The following is a 21,828-nucleotide window of genomic DNA, read 5'->3' on the forward strand; positions in this document are numbered from 1 at the left end:
GATACCCTATAGGAAGTATCCTAGAAAGACCCTCGAAGGGCAAGTGAAAACGGGGAGATTTAAGTGACTTAAGACCTAGGATTTTGGAATTCGTTTCCCGTTTTAAAGTGAATTTTTTCCAATAAAACTGGGTTCGTAATTGAGTTCACTTTCACCAAAAGTTCTGCCTTTTGAAACTCCAATTCCTGGGAAACCATGGAGTGACGACAAACAACTGTGAGTTTTTTACCTTCAATAGATTTCGGGAAACTCTGTTTTCCAAAATAATCACCAACAATTTCATTCCAACGAAGGCGTAGGGTTTTTAGAATCTGATCCCGAAAGACAGCTTCCCTGTCCATACCCATTTTTTCCAAACTTTGGAAGAGTTCGTGGAGTTCGACTTTTTTCATTTTTCTAAAAACACCTTCACTTTTCCACCTTCCACTTGGTAGATTTCTTTATCAACTGTTAGGTTTCCAACATACTCATGTATTCCTTCCAAGTCTGTAGTAGTAAAAAATGCCTGCCCACATTCAGAAATAAGATTTACAAAATATTCTCTTCGTTTGACGTCCAGTTCCCTGATGATATCATCAATAAGCAAAACCGGAGCTTCTCCCGTGGTATCGCGGATCATTTGGAAACAAGCAGTTTTAAGTGCAATGACCGCACTTCGTTTTTGTCCTTGGGATCCAAACCCACTTAAATCTTTATCATCAAATCCAATTGGCAACGTATCTCTATGGTTTCCACAACTGGTATAACCAATCGCTCTGTCTTTTCGAAGATTAACGATGAGTTTTTGTCTATGTTCTTCTTTCGAAGAGATATTTGGTTTGTAAGTTAAAAAAAAAGGATCTTTTCCTGAACTTAACTGTTGTAAATTTTTATGAAAATATCCGGCCAAACTTTCAATGGTTTTGGTTCTGATTTCACGAATTTCCGCATCATGTTCAATGATCGGTTCATCCCAGATTCCAATTTCCCGATCTGTAGAATTTTCTTTTTTCAAAGTAGCATTTCGTTGTTTTAAGAGACGATCATATTCAATAAGTTGTTTTAAATAATAACGATTGGTGGAAGAAATAAAGGCATCTAAAAATCTTCTTCTTTCCACATTGCCATCTTCAATAATGAGAATGTCCGGAGGGCTCATCACAATCGAACGAAAGTATCCTACATAGTCAGAGATTTTTTTAAACTCTTCCCCGTTAACTTTTAGTTTTTTTCTTTTGGAATAAGAATGTTCAATTCCATATTCAAATAAATAATCATTCTCTTCAGATTCAAATTCAGCACGTATGAAGGTATCTTTTGTATCCCACCGAAGGAGTTGGTTTTGATCCGATTCGCGAAAACTTTTTAAATAGGATAACAGAGAAATGGATTCGAGAAGGTTTGTCTTACCTTCTCCATTGTTTCCAATAAAAAAGATAAGACGTGATTTGAATGTTAACTGAGTCTCTTCGTGATTCCGAAAATTTTTTATGTAAATTTTCTTTAGAAACATTAAAGTTTCATTGGCATAATGACAGAAACAAAGTCGCTATCTGAAGGATCTTTAAAAAGAACCGGGGCACTTGAAGTTGTGAATTCTAAAATGACCTCAGGATCATCCACAGCTTTCACCACATCACTCAAATAATCACCTTTAAAGGCAATTGTGATTGCTTCTCCATTGTATTCAATTGGCATATTATGATCAAACATCATCGTACCAGGATTGGAAGAGCTAATATTGACATTTCCTTTAGTAAAAGCCAAACGAATTTGTTTTGAAGGTTCTTCTGCAGAAATGAGAGCTTGTTTTAAAAAAGTTAAAAAGTCAGCTTTTACAACTCGAACCGATTCTGAAGTTTGTTTTGGAATGACTTGTTCATAATCAGGAAAGTTTCCATCAATCAGTTTGAAAAGAAGTTCTACGTTTCCAGAAGAAACATAAATTTGTTCTTCTACAAATCCAATTTTAGCTGTTTCTTTTCCTTCCATCATCTTAAGCATCTCGCGAACAGCTTTGTGAGGAATGATCACACCATTTTTGAATGGGAATTGTTTTGGAAACTTACGAACAATCTTAGAAAGACGACGTCCATCCGTTCCGACAACAATTAGGTCTGTATTGTCCGGTTTTAAAAATAAACCATTGAATACAAACCTAGTTTCTTCAATTGCCATCGCATAAGAAGTTTTACGAAACATCTCACGAATGGTTTGGCAAGGAAATTCGACTACACTTGTCTCATCCACTTTTGGAATTGTTTTGATATCTTCTGAATCAATTCCATTGACTTTAAACTTAGTGTCCATCTTGCCACTGGCATCAGTGATGGTTGTCTCTGAGTTTTCTGATTGGTCTGTCGTTGTGAGTAAACTTGTATCAAAGTTTAAGTTTTTAAAAATACTCGATAGTTGTTTCGCAGGTAAAGATGCTGTTCCCTTTTCTCCAATGGTGGATGGAACAGAAGTTTTGATTGCGATCTCTAAATCGGTAGCAGAAAGATAAACTTCATTCTCACCTGTTTGGATTTTGAGATTGGAGAGAGCCGATTTAATCTCTCGAACTGAGATGACTCCATCCACTGAGTTGATTGCTTTTAGGAATTCTGTAGTATTGACAGTGAATTTCATTTTTCCTCTTCTTCTTATTTATATTATATATCTTTATATATATTATGTCGTTTCCGTTGGTTCTGTCAGTATGTCGATAAAGCCTGGAAACATCAATTTTTATTGAATTATGTCAGGTTTTTTCCTTTTTGCAACTGTCAATATTTATGTCACTTTGAACAGGTTACGGAAAACTTAAGGGACAATAAGGACTGACTATGTCCTATCGACAGTTTATCGACAGGTAATGGTCGGATTAATTACAGGTTATTGGAAACTTATCTTGTGTTTGATGGTATGAAACAGGTCTTCCCATTGTGGGTCTGTTTTCATACGTTCTCTGAATTTATCGATTCCGTGGATGACGGTCGAATGTGTAGTCGAAAAAATTCTGCCGATTTGTGCTTTCGGAATATGAAGGACGTCATGAAGGAGAAGCATACAGAGATGTCTCGGTGGGATGAAATCGGCTTTCCGACTCTTTCCGAGTAAATCTTTCCGAGCGATGTTGGTACGTTCGCAGACAAGATCAATGACCATATCAGGACTGAATCCAATTCGTTTTTTATTCGTAAGAAAACGTGCTTCGGCAATTTCCTGAATTTTCTCTTCTGTGAGTAAAAAGTATTCATAGGCCTTTTTGTATAAGACCAAATCGTTTACGATTCCAATCAGAGCGCGGGAATCCCCTTCCAATCGTTCAGCAAGCCACTGTAGAAGTTTGTCACTTGCAGGAATATTGAATTCAGAAAAATTGGCTCGCAAAAGTTCGATCCGCAGTGCCAAATCGTGCGACTTGATATCGGCTTGGAGTCCGTGTACAAATCGAGATTTTAGCCTTTCGTGTAACGGTAGTTCGTAACTGGGTCTATCGGATGCAATGACGATTTGGCGTTTTCTATCATAAAGAAAATTGAAGAGTGCAAAAAATTCCTCTTGGGTTTTTTCAGCCCCGCCATTCAAAAATTGAATGTCATCAAAGAGGAGAACATTATAAGACTGGTATCGAATTTTAAAAGATTCGAGAGATTCGCGGTTATTCTGACGAACGGTAAAAATAAATTCATTTAAAAACGAGGTACTGTTTACATACCGAACCGTTTTCCATGGATCCTTTTTTTTGATCTCGTTTCCGATTGCATGTAAGAGATGAGTTTTCCCCACACCTACTGGTCCAAAAATATAAAGTGGATTGTATTTCCCTGGCTGTTCCGCCACACTTTTTGCAGCTGTATAAGCGATCTTATTGGAATCGGAAGTGATATAATTACTAAAAATAAATTCTGGATTTAGGTCCGAGTCGGATTCATCAAATTTGGATTGGATGACTTCCTTAAAAATCTGTGTGGATGTTTCTGATTCAGCTAGAATCGACACACGAAAACGATCACCTATAACTTGATAAACGGCATCTTCAATGAAACTCGTGTATTTGGTTTCCACATGGCGTTTGATTCCGGTGGAAGGAGCCGTTAAGTGGACCACCTGGTTCTCAGATTTATCGAATTTGAGTGGTGCGATGAAATTAGAAAAGTACTTGGGAGGTATCTGTTTCGATATTTCTTCTAAAATTTCTTCCCAACGTCTTTCCAAGTTTCCCGCCCTAAATGTGAAATCGGGTACTATACTTTTAGCAAGTAGGTAGAATTCAAATGAAAAATCCGAAAACGCTCCAAACTACAAAAAATAGTCGAACCGAATAAAAAAATTATGTCACCTTATTGGTTTGACATTGTTTAGCTTAGTAGCGGACGTTAGGTGATACTTAATGAATCAAACATTCTAAAAGAATTTGGTTTTTATATTCCAAATTAGGTAGCCAGTCTTAAAAACAACTGTGATAAAAGAACATACTCAAGCGCAGGAATTTCATAATGCAGTTTCATTTTGAAGTCAAGGATGGCTTCAATCCTCCCTACATTGGCTTCAAAGTTTTTTTGTCTGTATTCATAAAGAAGTAACAAACAAATCATTTCTAAAAAATCAATTCCAGTTAAGCCCTCTTTGTTCGATCGAAATTCTCCTAGTTGGTCTCTCACCCAGTTTTCTAATTTAAAAAGTAAAATGGAATCGTGACAATGTTCCCTTACATTCTCATGCCACTCTTCTAAAAATTCATCGGAGATTTCAAAGGGATTGAGTGATCCGCCGTAATAAAGTTTGGATTCGGTCATTTCATTTCTACGAATCTTTTTGATTTCGTCTTGAGGGAGATAGTTGAAGGGAACACATACCGATCGAGAGACGATGGTAGGTTTTAAGTTTTTTAAATCGTTAACAATAAGAATGAACTTTGTATGTGGCGGAGGTTCTTCTAAAGTTTTTAAGAGAGTGGTTTCCGCTTCATTGTTAATACGATTTGCTTCGGGAAATAAAACTACACGGTAATCTGATGTATGTGGTTTAAAAGGAATCCTTGCTGATAACAACCAACGGATGGTGAAGTCTTCTGGATCTTTTTCTTTTCCAATCGCAATGTTTTTTCTTCTGGGAAATTGAATGAAGTCGGGATGGACTCCTTTCATAAATTGGCGACAGGAATCACAAACTCCACAAGAGGTTCCTTCTAAACAAAGAAGTTGTCTCGAGAATCTTTCAGCGGCTGTCCACTTCCCCACTCCATCGGGTCCATAAAAAATAATGGAACCGGGAATTCGTGACCTATCATTTAAAAAAGATTTTAAGTAAGTCAGTGCAACATCTTGGCCTGAGACTTGGTCGAATGAAAACAGAGCATCAGCCATTGGTCTTTAGTATACCGGAGTCAGCCAATTCATATAACTTGGTTGTTCACCACGAACCGCTTCAAAAAAGATAGATTGGATTTTTTTGGTGATGGGACCTATGTTTCCATTTCCAATCAAACGACGATCCACTTCTTTCACCCAAGCTACTTGCACACCTGTTCCTGAAAAAAATAATTCATCAGCGATATAAAGTTCGGAACGAGCAATGTCTCTTTCTACAACTTGGATCCCTAAGTCTTTTGCAATTTGAATGATACTTCTTCTTGTGATCCCTTCTAAAATTGAAGATGGAATGGTTGGTGTATGGATCACTCCATCACGAACGATAAAAAGATTTTCGGCAGAACCTTCTGATACAAATCCTCTCGCATCTAAAAAGATGGCTTCGTCCATTCCATTTTGAACGGCTTCTGATTTGGCAAGAGCCGAGTTCACATACCCGCCACTCACTTTGGAAAGGGTGGGAATTTGGTTATCAGAAAATCTTTGCCAAGAGGAAACAATTGTTGTCAGTCCATTTTGTGTGTCGAGGTAGTCATCAAGCTTCAACGCATACACGGTGATGTCTGCTTTTACGTCATGGAAACGCGGCGAAAGTTGTAAGGCAGAAGTGTAGATGAAAGGTCTTAAATATACATTTTGTTTTGCTTCATTTTTACGAAGGAGATCCAGAATGATGGATTGGATTTCTTCCGGTGTGATTTGGATTTGGAGCTGCATGATCTTTGTGGAGTTCACAAGTCGTTTGCAGTGTTCCGGTAATCGAAAGACATAGAGATTTTTTTTCGCTTCGCTGTAGTAACCACGGATTCCACCGAAGACGCCTGTCCCATATTGTAAGGCGTGAGTTTGGACACTAACTTTCGCGTCCTCGGAAGGAACGATCTTTCCTTCAAAGTATGTATAAGGGAATGAATTCTGAGCCATTGAGATTCCTATCACTCCAATCTTCTGAAGTTTCAAAATTAGAAAATGAATTTTATCTTTTTTTCTCTCGAAGCTTAGGCCGATGATTTTGATATCGTTCTAAGGAGTAGATTCGCAAATCCCACTCCCTCTCACTTTCGATAAGAACTGAATACTTAAGAAGACATAATATGAATCCATCCTTTTATCCTAACCAATTTGATTGTATCGTTGTCGGTGCAGGTCACGCCGGAACAGAAGCTGCTTATATTTCTGCCAAAGCGGGACTCAAAACTTTACTCATCACAATGAACCTTGATACTATCGGACAGATGAGTTGTAATCCTGCCATCGGTGGAATTGCAAAAGGACATATGGTTCGTGAAGTGGATGCACTTGGTGGACTTATGGGTCGAGTGATCGATCAAACGGGAATTCAATTTAAGATGTTAAACACATCGAAGGGTCCTTCGGTTTGGGCTCCGCGTGCACAAGCAGAGAAAAAACAATACCAACTGATGATCAAACACCAGTTGGAAAAATTAAAAACTCTTTCGATCCGACAAGACACTGTTGAAGATTTGATCGTCGAAGGAAACCAAGTCGCAGGTGTCATCACTGGTCGAGGTTTTACTTTTTATACGAATCATGTGATCTTAACCACAGGAACTTTTTTATCCAGTGTGATTCATATTGGAACTTACCAAAAAGAATCCGGTCGAATTGGGGAACCTACAACCAAAGGTCTTTCCCACACACTCTCTCGTTTTGAATTGCGACTCGGAAGATTAAAAACAGGAACCCCTGCTCGTGTTCATAAGAACTCGATCAACTTTGATGGACTTGATATTCAGGATGGAGATGAGAACCCTCGCCCCTTTTCTTTTTCAACTAAGAAGATCGATCGCAAACAAATTCCTTGTTACATCACTTACACCAACGATACAACACATGAACTGATCAAACAAAACTTAGAATACTCACCGATGTATTCGGGTCAGATCAAAAGTATTGGCCCAAGGTATTGTCCTTCGATTGAAGATAAGGTGGTTCGTTTTGCAGAGAGAGATCGTCATCAAATCTTTATCGAACCGGAAGGTTATGAAACAAGCGAGATGTATCTCAATGGTGTCTCCACAAGTTTGCCGGAAGAAGTGCAATGGAAGTTTCTTCGAAGCATCAAAGGTTTAGAAGAAGTGGAACTCATGCGCCCGGGTTACGCAATCGAATATGATTTTGTAGATCCAACAGAACTAAACCCAACTCTCGAAACCAAAAAAGTAAAAGGTCTCTATCACGCCGGTCAAATCAACGGAACTACTGGTTATGAAGAAGCCGCAGCACAAGGTCTTGTTGCTGCTTACAATGTGATTCGTTCTGTGAGAAAAGAAGAACCAATTCTTTTCAAACGCAGTGAGTCTTACATTGGAGTTCTTGTGGATGATTTGGTTTACAAAGGCGTAGAAGATCCTTACCGGATGTTCACAAGTCGGGCTGAGTATCGATTGCTTTTACGCCAAGACAACGCCGACCAAAGACTCATGCAATATGGATATGAAATGGGTCTTGTAGAAGAGAATCTCTACCACGAAATGCGTGATCGTTATGCTCGAATTGATAAAATCAAAACCCATATGTTTGTGACTTCCATGAAGCCGACCGAAGAACTCACAAAAGTATTGAAAGAAAAGAAAATTGAGAATTATAAATTCGGTCATACAGTGGCTTCGTTTTTAAAAAGATCTGATATCAAAATCGAAGACATCGAAACTTTTGTTCCCGAACTTCAAAACCTAAACGAAGATGAGAAAGCTGTTTTGGAAATGGAAGTCAAATACGAAGGTTATCTCAAACGAGAATTGGAAACGATTGAATACCGTAAGAAATTTTTGAACTTTCAAATCCCAAATGATTTTGATTACGCCAGCGTGAAAGGATTGAAAACAGAAGCGGTTGTGAAGTTAGAAAAACACCGCCCTATGAATTTAGAAAATGCTTTGCATATTTCGGGCGTGGATCCTTCCGATGTGGATCTTCTACTCTATCATCTGGTGGACAAACGATAGAAATTGGTTCGTGAAAAGAACCAATGGACTATCGATTAATAATCCGCTTCAAACAAAAACCAAGAGGGGATTCCTTCTTGGTTTTTGTTTCTCATCTATGAATCTGTTTTTTAAATTAGAAATCTTAAAGTGCAATCACTGAATCGAAAATGTTTGTTTTTGAATCACCGGCTATTTGAAGTTTTAGCCTTCGCAAAATAAAGTTTTTATCTTTTTAAAATCAAATATTGAATTCAGCTAAAACATTCCGCTTATCGTTTTCAGGTATTCTTCCGTATTAAGCGACCACCACTTATCATTTCATAATTGGCAACCTTCAACTTTTGTTGGTTCCAAGTTTCCGAAATTCCAATTTGAAAATTACTGCTATCGATTGCCAAAATGATCTTCTGAAACGGAGTTCATTTTTTCTATTCGTAGACAAGCACGTGGGTCTTTTCAAGGATCCAGTTGTCACCTTGTTTCACGTGAAACGAATGTGACTCCAAACTTCCATCTGCTTTGTATTTGAGTTTGTGGACACGTCGATTCTCACCTTGGAAGAATTCTCTTTCCACTAGGTTTCCTTTTCCATCAAACTTAAAATGAATTTCTCCAAGACCCTTCTTTTTATCATCAGTCAGATATTGAATTTGAACATTGGGTCGTTTAGGATCGATTTGAAATCGGAAGGATTCGTTGTCTTTGGTTTCTAAGTTTTTTCCTTCAGCAGCAAAAATGTTCCCTTCACCATCACTCTCGATAGAATAGACAATTAGCAATCGGCCTTCGCCATCTTTTACGTTCATCTTTTTCAAAGCACGACCTTTGAATTGGAAATCCTTTCTTTCGACTAAGTGTCCACCATTGTCATAGACTTCTTCGCTAGAAAGTAATCCTTCTGTATATCGAAAGATTGTTTTGCCATCACTCTTTCCTTCTTTATCGGAATAAGTTTCACTGATCAATTTTCCATCACTGTTGTATTCATATTCTGCGACATAAATAACCTGACCCTCTCCGTTACGAACGATCTCTTTGTTCGGAACTTTTTTAACTTTTTTAAACAAGTAAGCGTCTTTGTGGGACCACTTGCCGGGTGTATAACCTAAAATAGGAAAGGAAAGGATGATTAAAAAACTAATGATTCGAATCATGGAAAAGAGTTCTCCTACAGGAGACATCGGCGAATTCATTTAAAACGATAACGAGATTATGTCAGAAAAAACGATCCAAGAAGAAATCCAAACCATCATCCCAGATTTGTTTCCCAAGTTGGAGCCAGAGTTTGATTGGGAATTAGTGAAAAACTTTTATGAGTTTCTGAAACGAGACAACGAGAAAGGAGGATTCTTTTCTCGAAATGATTCGGAAAAGATTCTGGAGAGACATATTATTGAATCGCTTATCTTTGTTTGGAAACTGAAAGCAACCGGATATGTTTCACGTGAAACAAATGTAGCGGATGTAGGAACTGGGCCCGGGCTTCCTGGTTTTCTCTTTGCCCTCTTAAAAAAAGCGCCGCATGTTTTTCTCGTCGATTCTCAAAAACGAAAACTTGCACTTCTCGAAACAGAAATCGAAACGGGAACTCTTTCCAAAGTCAAAAAACGAGTGGAGTTTATCTATGCTCGAACGGAAGAAATTAATTCAAATTTTGATGTCGTGACTTCGAGAGCAATGGTTCCTTATCCATACATCGCAGAAGTAACGACGAGAATGGTGAAACAGAAAGGAATCTTATGTCCCTTTCTTGCACAACCCTACCAAGATTTAGAAAAAGAAACCGAGGTCTTAAGCAACAATGGTTTCTTTATGAAAAAAGAAATTCCCATTCCCGAATTAGAGTTTGTGGGAAAGAGACATATAAAAATACTACAAAAGAATTCCCTTCCTAAAAAGGGATTCCCCCGCGACTGGAAAGAAATCGTAAAGGAGACTAAGAGCAAGAATGGGTAAAATCGTTTCGATCAGTAATCAAAAAGGTGGAGTCGGTAAAACGACAACAGCGATCAATTTGGCATCCAATCTTGTTGATTTGGGAAAAAAAGTTTTGCTCCTTGATATCGATCCGCAAGGAAACTCCGGCTCTGGTCTTGGTTTGGAAGTGCAGTCTTTAAATAAAACTACTTATGAAGTTTTGATTGGTGAACTTTCTGCGAGAGAAGCTGTTCAAAAAACCTTCGTAAACAATTTGGATATTATTCCTTCCAACATCAACCTCTCGGGATTGGAAGTAGATTTTCTTGGGATGGAAAGAAAGGAATTCAAATTGAAAGATGCTTTGGCATCTGTAAAGGAATCCTATGATTATATTCTAATCGATTGTCCTCCATCTCTCGGTGTACTTACTATCAATGCACTTTGTGCTTCTCAGTCTGTGATGATCACTTTGCAAACGGAATACTTTGCTCTCGAGGGACTTTCGCAATTAATGCGAATCATTTCTCTTGTACAGTCTCAATGGAATCCATCACTTACCCTCGAAGGTGTACTCCTTACTATGTATGACAAACGAACCAATTTAGCAAACCAAGTAGCAGAAGATGTTCGTAACTATTTCAAAGAGAAAGTTTATGAAACTGTCATTCCACGAAATGTAAAATTATCAGAAGCACCTTCTTTTGGAAAACCGATCAACTACTATGATCCAGATGGTGTGGGTGCAAAAAGTTATAAAAGTTTAGCGGAAGAAATTGTAGGGAAGGCATAAAGTTATGGCACTCGGCAAAGGTAAAGTTTTAGGAAGAGGTCTTGGGAATTTAATTCCCGTAAATGAAAACAACGTAGAGATTTCTAAAGACGAACAAACCGGTCTTCGAGAAATTAAAGTCACAGAAATTTTACCAAACCCACACCAACCTAGAAAACAATTTTCGGATGCATCGATCCAAGAGTTATCCAATACCATTGTAGAACATGGAGTGATCCAACCTATCGTTGTACAAAAAAATCCTTCGGGATCTGGATTTCTTTTGGTAGCGGGAGAAAGAAGATTACGTGCATGTAAACTTGCTGGCTTTGCAAAAATTCCTGCAATTGTTCGCGATCTTTCCGAAGCAGATATGATGGAACTTGCCCTCATCGAAAATATCCAAAGAGAAAATCTAAATCCAATGGATGAGGCTTTGGCTTATCAGGCAATTATCGACAAACGAGGGTTAAAGGTAACTGACCTTGCGACCCGAGTGGGAAAAAACCGAGCTACCATTTCTAACTTGATTCGTCTACTTTCTCTTCCTAAATTATTACAAGACTTAGTGAAGGAAGGAAAACTTTCGGAAGGACAGGCTCGCCCTCTTCTCTCTATCCCTGATCCAAAAAAACAATTGGAAGTGGGACAGAAAGTGATCGCAGAAGGATGGAATGTCAGAGAGGTAGAGAACTTTGTTTCTAACCTTTTACATCCGGATAAAAAATCAAAGCCCTCTTCTTTTGCTGCTGATAAACGAGATGCAAGTATTGTAAAGCTAGAATCCAAACTCAGAAACAAATACAGTTCTAAAGTGGAAGTGGCTCACAATGAAACGAATGGAAAAGGTAAGATCGTTTTTTCTTACGCCAACTTAAATGACATGGAAAGAATTTTAGAGCAACTCGGTGTGAAATTGTAATTTCGCCAATCGTTCATACAATTCACTTTTTCGAATGAGTTCGTCATGGGTTCCGACGGACTCAATCTCCCCTTCCTTAATCACAACAATCTGATCTGATTTCACAACTGTAGAAAGTCGATGAGCAATCATAATGGTCGTTCTTTCTTTCACTAAAAAATCTAAAGCTTGTTTGATCATTTGTTCCGATTCGGAATCAAGAGCGGATGTTGCTTCGTCCAACAAAAGAATTCTTGGGTTACGAAGTATGGCCCTTGCTATGGCAATCCTTTGTTTTTGTCCCCCGGAGAGTCTTGTTCCTAAATATCCTAAATTGGTTTCGTATCCATCAGGAAGTTGGCTCAAAAATTCTGTGACATAGGCACTGGTTGCGGCATTCTCTATTTCTTCAAAACTTGCGTTCGGTTTTCCATAGGCAATGTTCTCTCGTAATGTTCCACTAAAGAGAATGGGCTGTTGCGGAACAAATCCGATGAGGGAACGTAAATCTTTTAATGTTAAATCTTTCAGGTCTACACCTTCGATGAGAATCCTGCCTGCAGTGGGATCATAGAACCTGAGGATGAGTTCAAAGAGTGTACTTTTTCCACCACCGGATGGACCAACAAGAGCTGTGGTTTTGTTTGCAGGAATTTCTAAGTGAATCCCTCTGATGGCTTTCTGTTCTGGTCTTGATGGATAAGAAAACTCTAAATCTTCTAAATTGATTTTTAATCCTTTTTGTTGAGAAGTAGCTACATTCAAGTTTCCATTTCCTTCGTTTGGATGTAAAACCTCGAAGATTGATTTTGGAAATTGTGAATCTTTAATTTCTGATTCCGATAAAAGAAGTTCCATCAACCGTTCTGTGGCACCAGCGGCTCTTTGCAAATCTCCGAGAACTTCGGAAACTGCACCGACACTATTGGCAACCATGATCGCATAAAAGGAAAATGCTATGAGTTCCCCGCCAGTAATTTTTCCTTCCAGTACATCTGTTCCACCGATCCAAAGCATCACACTGATTCCTGTTAGGATGAATAAAATGACAGCACCGATAAGGAGCGATCTTTGTTTGATACGAGCCACTGCTACATCAAATGCCGCTTCTACTGTGTGTGAAAATTTTTCAATGTCTTCCTCTTGGTGGTGGAAAGACTGGAGGATTTTTATATTGAGAAGGGATTCACTGACATAAGTTCCAATTCCTGCAATTTTGTCCTGAGTGGTGCGAGATAAATTTCTAACTTTTTTTCCATAGAACAAAATGGGAAACACAATGAAGGGAACACTTAGGAGAACAATCATTGTGAGTTTTGCATTTGTAATAAAAAGAAAAATAATTCCCCCTACAAACATCAAAATATTCCGAAGGGCAATGGATGCGGATGATCCAATTACCGTTTGGATGAGTGTAGTATCGGTTGTGATTCGTGATTGGATTTCACCAGGTGAATTGGTTTCAAAAAAACTTGGATGGATAAAGATGATATGTTTGAACACGTCCTTTCGGATATCAGAGGCAACCCTTTCTCCAATCCAAGACACTGCATAATGACGAATGTATGTTCCGATCGCAAGAAAGATTCCCACTAAAATAATAAAGGCAAGTGAGTAACCTAATTCTTGTTTGGATCTAGCAGTAAATCCAGCATCGATCAAATGACGTAAACCCTGGCCGAGGCCTAGAGTCACCCCTGCCGTAAAAAGTAAGGCAAAGGAGGAAAGAGCCATTTGGAGTCTGTATGGTTTTAAATATGAAAATGTTTTAGAGAGGACACGAAGATTTTTTGACTTAGGTCGGTCGGGAGTTTGCAAAGATTTATCCTTTTAGATCAATAAGTAGACCTCTGATTTCATCTAATTGTTTCAAAATCACAAACGCGCTGTTGTTGGGAGAAAACATTGTTTTGGCGAGTAAATCCAATTTTTCATCCATGACCTTTACATAACGTACGTCTTTTTGGTCATTTCGTCCCCGTTGCGGAGCTTGCATGACCTTGTAGTTTTTTTTCAAAATTAGTTCTGCGATTTGTTTTATATGTTTTTTGTAAGATTCGAGATTTTTGTGATTTGGATCTTTGATAAGATCTTTTTCCAAATCGGGTAAATCTTTCCAAAGTTCGTTTAGTTCCCTGGTTTCTTCTTTTCCTGCGGGAACAATGGATTCTAAAATTTCTAAAAAACTTTGTTTGGATTCATCAACTGACCCAAGAGAACCGTTTAGTTTTTCTTTGGATCCTTTTTTCGTTTGAGTGGATACCGACTTAGGGTTGTTGTTTTGGATGATCATAAACCCACCTAGTGACGAGTGGGATTAATTGTGCATTTTCCGTGAAACACTACACCTTCTTCTACGATGAGGCGAGGAGTGACAATGTCTCCTTCCAATCGACAGCTAGAAAGTAATGTAACTCGTTCTGTTGCATAGATATTACCGCGAATTTCTCCACCGGCAACAACCACTCGTGCTTTGATATCTGTATCGACGATTCCAGATTTTCCTATAAGTACCTTTCCGGTAGTTTCGAGAACTCCTCGAAATTTTCCATCGATACGAATGAGGCCAGGGAACTTAAATTCACCGACGAACTCGGCTCCTTCCCCAATGATGCTATTAACTAAAAATTCTTCTTCTATAGATGGATTGGACATTATTCTTGAATTTGGTTGAGAAACGAAAACGGATTCAACGCTTGGGTACCAACATGTACTTCATAATGAAGATGGTAAATCGGATTTTCTGGTGATTTTCCAACATAACCTAAGATGTCACCCTTGGAGAGTTTTTCATTTTTCTTAACACGAATTCTATCGAGGTTGGAGTAGATTGTTTTCCATCCGAACCTGTGTGATAATTTTACGTAGTAACCAGTGGCTGGTGAATATCCAGTATCAAAAACAATTCCAGGAGCAGTTGCGATGACTTCAGCACCAGGAAAAGATCCGATGTCGAGTCCTCTATTGAATTCTTCTTTTCCAGTGACTGGAGAAATGTATTTTCCAAAAGGAAATAATACATAACCTTTTGTTGGCCAAATGGATGGAGTATTTCGAATGATACTCTTTCTTTTTTTGATGAGTTTGATGATTTCTTCAGAAAGTTCTGAGGATAATTTTAAATTGTGAATGTCTTCTTTGATTCGGAAAGATTCATCCGTGATGTCAGACTGAGGTGTTCCTTGTAATGCGAGGAATTGTCCCGCTTGTCCACCCATCCCTTTGGAAACGCGAGAAGGATCCCCACCGAGTTTGATATAGAGGTTAGAAATTCTTTCGTAATAGTATTGGATGGTTTCGTGAAGAGAGTTAACCTCTTCTTTCATCTTTGAAGATTGTCTGATAAAGTCTTTGTTTGTTAAATTGAGTTCTGTGAGTTGGTGAATGGATCCGCTATGAGAAAGAACGTTCACAGCACTGATCACAAGAAGTACCACCATAATTCCAATAAAGATGGAAATGGCTTTGTAGGAGATGACAAAGTTAATCGTTTTTCGATCGGTGTGAGGAATGACCATAATTGTCAGACGTTCACGACCTTTTTTGTCAAGATCCTCGTAACGTTGGGATAACTTAAGCTTCCATTCCTGGACTTTATACCTTAACCGGTAAAAAATTAGATGTAGTCTTTGTTTTGCTTCCACGTTCTTTATTAGCCTTCGACTATTTAAACAAAAGTTAATGCACCCACTATATCTTTCGATTGAATTTTCATTTTCATCCAGTGGAAATTACAAATCTTGCTATTTATGGGATATTCAACCATTGACACTCATTGCCACTTAGACATAATTCGGGAACAAGGCCAGGAGATTGAAGAAACTCTGGCGAAATCCCGAATTGCTGGTGTAGACCGCATGGTTCAAATCGGGATCGATTTACCCAGTTCGATAGAAGCCGTTCGTATTTCAGAAACACATTCGAAAGATGATTTAGAAATTTTCTATTCGATAGGTTGTCATCCTACTGAAACTCATGAATTTCCTAATGCGGATCAAATTTTAGATTTAGCAAAATCCCGAATGGATGATTCAAAATTTTCTGCGATTGGTGAGATTGGTGTCGATCTCTATCATGATGCGAGCACACGTTTGGCGCAGAATGAAGTGTTACGTAAATTTCTAGAATTTTCTTCTGAAAATAAATTACCTGTAGTGATCCATTCTCGTGACGCTTTCGAAGATACATATGTAGCATTAAAGGAATATAAATCAAAAGCCTTTGGTGTGATTCATTGTTTTACTTATGATTATGAAGCAGCCAAACAGTTTGTGGATTTAGGGTATTATGTTTCTTTTTCAGGGATTGTAACTTTTAAGTCAGCAACAGATATCCAAGAAGCAGCACGAAAGATTCCACTGGAAACGATTCTAATTGAAACAGATGCTCCCTTTCTATCACCAATGCCTCATAGAGGAAAACGAAATGATTCTTCACATTTACCTTTTGTCCTCGAAAAAATGTTTTCTTTACGAACAGAAACCAATGCAGAAGTCGCAGATCGCATTTATCAAAATTCATTAAAATTCACACAAAGAAAGGCTTATCACCATGCTTGATATCAACCGTATTGTTCAAAACCCTGAAGAGTTACTTTCCACCTTACAAAAACGAGGTGTTGTCTCGACTGACATTGAAGCTAAAATTAAATCAATCTCTGAAAAACAACGAAAGTTAAAATTGGAAGTGGAAGACCTTCGCGCTGAAAGGAATCGAGTTTCTAAAGAAATTGGAATTCAGAAATCACAAGGAAAAGACATCACTGAAATTTCAGCTTCGATGAAAGGTGTTGGTGATCAGATTAAAGCCATTGAAGAAGAACTCACTAAAGAGGAAGAATCTTTACATGAACTTAATTTGGGCCTTCCGAATTTACTCGATCCATCTGTTCCTGAAGGAAAATCAGAAGCGGATAATGTCCTTGTACGCCAGTGGGGAGAAGTTTCTAAATTTTCCTTTGAAGCAAAAACACATTTTGATATCGGGGAGGCTTTGGGTATCTTCGACTTCGAACGCGGAGTGAAACTTTCTGGTGCTAGGTTTTATACATACCGCGGACTTGGTGCCAAACTGGAAAGAGCACTTATGAATCTGATGCTCGATACACATACTTCGGAAAATGGATATGAAGAGATGTGGGTTCCCGTTCTTGTGAATGATGAATCCATGACAGCCACGGGACAACTCCCTAAATTTGCAGAAGATTTTTACAGATTGGAAAAAGACGGACTCAATTTAATCCCAACCGCGGAAGTTCCTCTCACCAACTATTACCGTGATGAAATCATTTCTGAAAAAGAGTTACCCATTTCGGTTTGTGCGCATACTTCTTGCTTTCGTAGAGAAGCTGGATCTTACGGTCGTGATACTCGTGGTCTTGTGCGAGTACATCAATTTCAAAAAGTGGAACTTGTGAAGTTTGTCGATCCTGAAACTTCGCAAAACGAACACGAAAAGATGTTAAAAGATGCTGAATCTATTTTGCAGAAGTTAAAACTTCCCTACCGCGTAATGTTACTTTGTAGTAAGGATATGTCCAGTGCCTCTTCCAAAACCTACGATATTGAAGTTTGGATGCCGGGACTTGGTCGTTTTATGGAAATTTCCTCAGTTTCTAACTTCAAAGACTATCAAGCAAGACGCGGAAAAATTCGATACAAATCAAAGGAAGGAAAAAACCTGCTCGTCCATACTCTGAATGGTTCCGGTCTTGCGATCGGTCGAACACTCGCAGCAGTGATCGAAAATTACCAATCTGCAGATGGAACCTTCCAAATTCCGGATGTATTAAAACCTTACGTTCGTTAGTAATTTAGGGCAGATGACCGAGGTGTCAAATGCCCTATTCCTTTTTCTCAAAATACAATTCAAATCTTAAATCAAACCTTCTATCCTCTGATGGACTTAATTTTAGGACATCACTCACTGAAGGAGGGATTTATACGCAATACGGATATCCCACCCGTCCGCTGGAAAATGCGTTCAGCAAAAACAGGGCAATAAATGGCGGTTATGCGAATCTCGAATATTCCCAGTTCCGTTTGCTTAATATGGATGACCTAGTTTGGGGAAATATGCGTAGTGCAGATATTTCCGAGATTATCATCCGATCGAAAAAAACAATCATTCAATATTTACTGAATTTGAATTTTTCCTTTGTTCCATTTTATCGATTCGCATTCATTTTCGTTTTGTTTTCCAATTCTGTTTATAGCCAAACACAAGACGGCGAACCGACTTTGATTGTGGCTCCGATCCAAGGCCCCATCAATACAGAATTCCAAGAATTTGGTCCGACGATGACTCCCGATGCTAAAACTTTATATTTTTATTCGAAACGTTCCAGTAAGGGTTATACGGAAATTTTCAAATCAGAAAGGAAAAAAGATGGGACTTGGGATTTTCCAGAAGAAGTAGATGTTTTAAATTCTCCTTTTGATGACCAAAGTCCTTTTATCTCTCGCGATGGAAAAACTCTTTTGTTATCCTCAAATCGAGATGGATCCGTAGAAGTAATGTTACCTGATGGGAAAGTAGGAATTTCTAGAGACTTATATGTTTCCAATTGGAATGGAAAAGAATGGAACCAACCAGTGGCGTTGCCTGCTCCGATCAACACTGAGGAAATAGAAGAAAATCCGCATCTTTTGGGAGATACTTTACTTTTTACAAGGTATCCTTTTGGTAAACCAAATCTTGCAAAAGTGTATTTTAGCCAATTCAAAGATGAAAAGTGGTCTACGCCAAAACGGTTAGCATCACCAATTAATGATAATTATGCGACTATTGCTGCAGCCTTTAATGATGATGGTAGTATTTTGTTTTTTTCATCGAATCGGCCTGGTGGTTACGGCGGGTTTGATTTATATATGGCAAAAATAGATGGGGATTCGTTTAAGGATATTGAGAATTTAGGTGCTCCCATCAACTCAAGTGATGACGAAGCTTATATTGTCTTCCAGCAGGTGAAAAAAACATTTTTGTTTTGTAGAAAAGTGGAAGGAAGGTCGTTTGATCTTTTTACTGCGTCCGTACCAAAACAAGAGAATATCGTGCAAAAGAAATTGGAAGAAACAAAAAAAATCTCCTTGGATTCGGTATATTTTGAAAGAGCCTCCTCGGTGTTGAAACCAGAATCGTCAGTTTCTTTGGATGCTATCGTTGATTATCTACATGAAAATTCTGACAAAAGGATGAAAATCATAGGTCATACAGATTTAACGGGAAACTTTGAAGACAACATGGTTCTCTCAAAGGAACGAGCGGACTCCGTTAAACAGTATTTAGTCTCTAAAGGTGTCGATCCAAAACGACTTTTGACAGATGGAAAAGGACCAACACAACCTATGGTCCAAGGTACGGATGAGGTCTCCTCTAAAAAAAATCGTCGAACTGAATTTGTCCTAATTGATCCTTAATTTTTCCTTGCCGTTTCCATTTCCGAAGAAAAGGTAATGGGGATGTCACCTCTTCTAAGGATTCAATTTATCGGGTTAGTTTCCCTATGGGCATTTTTTTCTTCCGCTTCAATTTCTGCTGAACCAAGCCAGGTTTTGGAAAAAATTAAAAAAACCAAAACTCTGACTGTTTCAGTAAATGAATTTTATGATCCATTTTATATTGAAAATCCTAACCCGAACTTTCCGGGACTAGATGTGGAACTTGCCCAAGAATATGCAAAATTTTTAGATGTGGATTTAAAAATTATCCCTCTTCGGACTTTTGATCAACATGCAAGAATGTTAGAGAAAGGTGATACACAAATTGCAATGGCAGGGATTTCATCTTCTATCAATCGTTTTAGAGATGTATATTTTACTGATCCTTATTTGATTTCGACACCTGCTGCTTTGGTGAATCGAACAGCACTTCCGCCAGAACCAGAAGGCCAGATTGTTACTGTCCAACTGTTTCGTAATTTAAATGACCTAACAAATATTACAGGTATATCCTATTCCGTACTGGCAAATAGTTCCAATCATCAATTTTTACGAGATGCTTTTCCTAAAGCGCAAATCTTTTCATATTTCACAAATGAAGCAGCGCTAAATGAATTAAAAAAAAATAACGTGAATGCCTTCGTAGCAGATTCATTTTACATTCAAGCACTCTTACAAAAAGATTCTTCACTTCGCGAAAACTATTTACCTATCCTCGGAGTTGTACAGGAAGATCATATAAGTATGGCTACGGCCAAACGAGATGTAGAATTTCTTTATAACTTAAATTTTTTTATCAAGGAACTGAAGCGGACTGGCAAAATTCAAGGATTGATAAACAAATATTTTAAATCCAATCAATGGGTTAAAAAAGAATAATCACTAATGTCATTACAAAATTTACTTTTAAATTATTTAATTTTTCTTTTGATACCCTGCAGTGTTTTGGTCGCACAAGAGGAAGAATCACAAAGAACTTTTATGAATTTTAATGTGTCCTTTCGGGTTCGTGCAACAAATGTTGGACGTGATGTTTTATTAGAAAGAAAAACACCAGTAACTCCAATTACGAATTTAGAAAAGGAAAATACAGAACGACTTCAAACAGAACAACAAACCATTCAATCAGATTTAGAAAGGAGACAACAAGGATTACCAAGTCAAATCACTCCAAGAAAAGAAGACGTAAGTTATTACGATTCTCGTTTTTTATATAATATGAGTTTCTCTGCTAATAAATATGTGGAGGGAGTTTGGGGGATGCAAGTTGGTGATATTCCATTTGGAGGAAAAGGCTTGCGCGCAACAGGTCCAGATGGTTTTGACCCAGGTCTGGTCGGACCAGGGTCTGGTGGAGAACGAGGTCGGACCGCCGCCGTCAATGTCCAAACTAACTTTTTATACTTAAACTTTCGTATCCCTGAATCGGGACTTTTTATCAAAGTCGGACAACAACTTTTTAGTTCTGCTCAAGGAAGGGTTTTGTTTTCTACCGGAACAGGTGTGAGTATTCTTAAGAATTTTCAATTTTTACGTCTGTCTTTGGAAGGGGGGATTTTACGAGCCCGCGATCAAAGTTTTATGGACGTTGATAAAAATGGATTCGCAGACAAAAATTATCAAAGTTCTAATATCTATTACAATCGATTGAAGTTTGAATATTTTCGCAATATTCGTAACGAAGTCTATGCTTACTTCTTAGATGATAATGATAAGTCTGATAATGAAACAGCTAGACTTGCCTGGTATGGACTTCACAATGAATTCAATTTTCAAAAATTTTCATTTATCGTACACGGAATTTTAAATACAGGAACTGTAAAAAAATTACGAGCTATTACAGATTCAAATGATGTTACAATTTATAACACAACCCAAAGATATTTTATTAAAGGTGGTATGTATGATTTTCAATTTACTTATCGCTGGAGTGAATCGCTTAACTTTAATTTAATTGCTCTCGGTACTACCGGAAGACCTGGTTATGATGAGAAAGGACATGAGGCAAATTTAAAAGGAAATGGATACCGTACTTTAGCTCCAGGTTTTTCAATTTCAAATATTGCAACTGACTTTACTGGTGGTTATGCATTATTCAATGGATCGAGTTTTTCTGGTTTGAATGAATATGGATTATATTCCAATATCATTGCCTTTGGTCCTTATCAATTCACCTTAGGTTACTATCAACTTTGGGCAACAAAATCACCTGAGATTCGCATCAATAGAGAATTTAGTGAGCTCAATGGTTACAAAACATCCACCTACATGGGGATGGAATACAATTTTAACATTCGTTATAACGTAACATCAGATTTCCAAATCATTTTTAGATCTGGGTATTTTGTTGCGGGAGACGCACTTTTTGTATTGTTAGATTCGAAATACGGAAGAATCCTTCGGGAAGGATTTATTGTATTCGAACATAGATTCTAATGGGTATTTATGAGATTAGTGGTTCATTTCTCAAATCTCTCTAATAGATGTGTATCTTTGAAAATTACTGGAG

20 protein-coding genes are annotated in these 21,828 nt (G+C 38.0%); 9 read left to right on the forward strand and 11 right to left on the reverse strand.

The genetic code is table 11. The annotated features are described in order from the left end of the window. Positions 1–68: 68 nt before the first annotated feature. The 6 genes from CLV96_RS10990 to CLV96_RS11015 form a co-directional block, all read right to left on the reverse strand. Positions 69–392 (reverse strand): DciA family protein, encoded by a 324-nt coding sequence (locus CLV96_RS10990; protein ID WP_004786487.1) that lies wholly within the window; start codon positions 390–392, stop codon positions 69–71. Beyond that, complete coding sequence (gene recF, locus CLV96_RS10995) at positions 389–1,492, reverse strand: DNA replication/repair protein RecF (RefSeq protein ID WP_004786485.1); 1,104 nt, start codon at positions 1,490–1,492, stop codon at positions 389–391. Before recF ends, CLV96_RS10990 begins: the two co-directional genes overlap by 4 nt. Further along, positions 1,492–2,610: a DNA polymerase III subunit beta gene (gene dnaN / locus CLV96_RS11000; RefSeq protein ID WP_004786738.1), complete on the reverse strand. Its 1,119-nt coding sequence runs from the start codon at positions 2,608–2,610 to the stop codon at positions 1,492–1,494. Before dnaN ends, recF begins: the two co-directional genes overlap by 1 nt. A gap of 246 nt (positions 2,611–2,856) precedes the next feature. Beyond that, the gene (gene dnaA, locus CLV96_RS11005) at positions 2,857–4,182 is read right to left on the reverse strand and encodes a chromosomal replication initiator protein DnaA (protein ID WP_004784585.1); all 1,326 of its coding nucleotides are present in this window, start codon (positions 4,180–4,182) and stop codon (positions 2,857–2,859) included. 218 nt (positions 4,183–4,400) lie between these two features. Continuing rightward, positions 4,401–5,333: a hypothetical protein gene (locus tag CLV96_RS11010; protein ID WP_004785273.1), complete on the reverse strand. Its 933-nt coding sequence runs from the start codon at positions 5,331–5,333 to the stop codon at positions 4,401–4,403. Between the two features lie 6 nt (positions 5,334–5,339). Continuing rightward, the gene (locus CLV96_RS11015; RefSeq protein WP_004786088.1) at positions 5,340–6,263 is read right to left on the reverse strand and encodes a branched-chain amino acid transaminase; all 924 of its coding nucleotides are present in this window, start codon (positions 6,261–6,263) and stop codon (positions 5,340–5,342) included. A gap of 170 nt (positions 6,264–6,433) precedes the next feature. Here CLV96_RS11015 and mnmG point away from each other — a divergent pair, with 170 nt between their 5' ends. Next, positions 6,434–8,308, forward strand: coding sequence for a tRNA uridine-5-carboxymethylaminomethyl(34) synthesis enzyme MnmG (mnmG, locus tag CLV96_RS11020; RefSeq protein WP_004787364.1), 1,875 nt, complete (start codon positions 6,434–6,436; stop codon positions 8,306–8,308). Between the two features lie 410 nt (positions 8,309–8,718). Here the strand turns inward: mnmG and CLV96_RS11025 are convergent, their stop codons facing one another. Further along, positions 8,719–9,444: a hypothetical protein gene (locus CLV96_RS11025; RefSeq protein ID WP_004784759.1), complete on the reverse strand. Its 726-nt coding sequence runs from the start codon at positions 9,442–9,444 to the stop codon at positions 8,719–8,721. Positions 9,445–9,502: 58 nt separating this feature from the next. On the opposite strand from CLV96_RS11025, the gene CLV96_RS11030 reads away from it, so the two are divergent. The 3 genes from CLV96_RS11030 to CLV96_RS11040 are packed head-to-tail and all read left to right on the forward strand — an operon-like array spanning position 9,503 to position 11,901. Further along, positions 9,503–10,246, forward strand: coding sequence for an RsmG family class I SAM-dependent methyltransferase (locus CLV96_RS11030; protein ID WP_004785843.1), 744 nt, complete (start codon positions 9,503–9,505; stop codon positions 10,244–10,246). Next, a complete protein-coding gene (locus tag CLV96_RS11035; protein ID WP_004786472.1) occupies positions 10,239–11,000 on the forward strand; it encodes a ParA family protein in 762 nt (253 codons plus the stop codon). Before CLV96_RS11030 ends, CLV96_RS11035 begins: the two co-directional genes overlap by 8 nt. A 4-nt stretch (positions 11,001–11,004) precedes the next feature. Further along, positions 11,005–11,901 (forward strand): ParB/RepB/Spo0J family partition protein, encoded by an 897-nt coding sequence (locus CLV96_RS11040; RefSeq protein WP_004784141.1) that lies wholly within the window; start codon positions 11,005–11,007, stop codon positions 11,899–11,901. Here the strand turns inward: CLV96_RS11040 and CLV96_RS11045 are convergent. From CLV96_RS11045 to CLV96_RS11060, 4 genes are read right to left on the reverse strand one after another with little or no spacing between them, the layout of a single operon-like run. Next, on the reverse strand, positions 11,875–13,698 hold the full coding sequence (locus CLV96_RS11045; RefSeq protein WP_004784467.1) for an ABC transporter transmembrane domain-containing protein: 1,824 nt from the start codon (positions 13,696–13,698) through the stop codon (positions 11,875–11,877). The two genes, CLV96_RS11040 and CLV96_RS11045, sit on opposite strands and share 27 nt — an antisense overlap. Positions 13,699–13,702: 4 nt before the next feature. After that, positions 13,703–14,173 (reverse strand): YaaR family protein, encoded by a 471-nt coding sequence (locus CLV96_RS11050; protein ID WP_004787222.1) that lies wholly within the window; start codon positions 14,171–14,173, stop codon positions 13,703–13,705. 8 nt (positions 14,174–14,181) lie between these two features. Next, positions 14,182–14,535 (reverse strand): bactofilin family protein, encoded by a 354-nt coding sequence (locus CLV96_RS11055; protein WP_004786672.1) that lies wholly within the window; start codon positions 14,533–14,535, stop codon positions 14,182–14,184. Continuing rightward, on the reverse strand, positions 14,535–15,524 hold the full coding sequence (locus CLV96_RS11060; RefSeq protein WP_035983074.1) for a M23 family metallopeptidase: 990 nt from the start codon (positions 15,522–15,524) through the stop codon (positions 14,535–14,537). Before CLV96_RS11060 ends, CLV96_RS11055 begins: the two co-directional genes overlap by 1 nt. Positions 15,525–15,629: 105 nt before the next feature. Between CLV96_RS11060 and CLV96_RS11065 the strand changes: the two genes are divergently transcribed. The 5 genes from CLV96_RS11065 to CLV96_RS11085 are packed head-to-tail and all read left to right on the forward strand — an operon-like array spanning position 15,630 to position 21,755. Further along, on the forward strand, positions 15,630–16,439 hold the full coding sequence (locus CLV96_RS11065) for a TatD family hydrolase (protein WP_040917207.1): 810 nt from the start codon (positions 15,630–15,632) through the stop codon (positions 16,437–16,439). Further along, positions 16,432–17,688 (forward strand): serine--tRNA ligase, encoded by a 1,257-nt coding sequence (gene serS / locus CLV96_RS11070; protein WP_004784916.1) that lies wholly within the window; start codon positions 16,432–16,434, stop codon positions 17,686–17,688. The genes CLV96_RS11065 and serS overlap by 8 nt, the downstream gene beginning before the upstream one ends. A gap of 29 nt (positions 17,689–17,717) precedes the next feature. Beyond that, on the forward strand, positions 17,718–19,298 hold the full coding sequence (locus tag CLV96_RS11075) for an OmpA family protein (protein WP_004786482.1): 1,581 nt from the start codon (positions 17,718–17,720) through the stop codon (positions 19,296–19,298). Between the two features lie 42 nt (positions 19,299–19,340). Next, complete coding sequence (locus tag CLV96_RS11080; protein ID WP_134151962.1) at positions 19,341–20,198, forward strand: substrate-binding periplasmic protein; 858 nt, start codon at positions 19,341–19,343, stop codon at positions 20,196–20,198. A gap of 6 nt (positions 20,199–20,204) precedes the next feature. Further along, on the forward strand, positions 20,205–21,755 hold the full coding sequence (locus tag CLV96_RS11085) for a hypothetical protein (protein WP_134151964.1): 1,551 nt from the start codon (positions 20,205–20,207) through the stop codon (positions 21,753–21,755). The last annotated feature ends 73 nt before the right edge of the window (positions 21,756–21,828 follow it).

The sequence above is a fragment of the Leptospira meyeri genome (assembly GCF_004368965.1).
GTDB classification, from domain to species: Bacteria; Spirochaetota; Leptospiria; order Leptospirales; family Leptospiraceae; genus Leptospira_A; species Leptospira_A meyeri.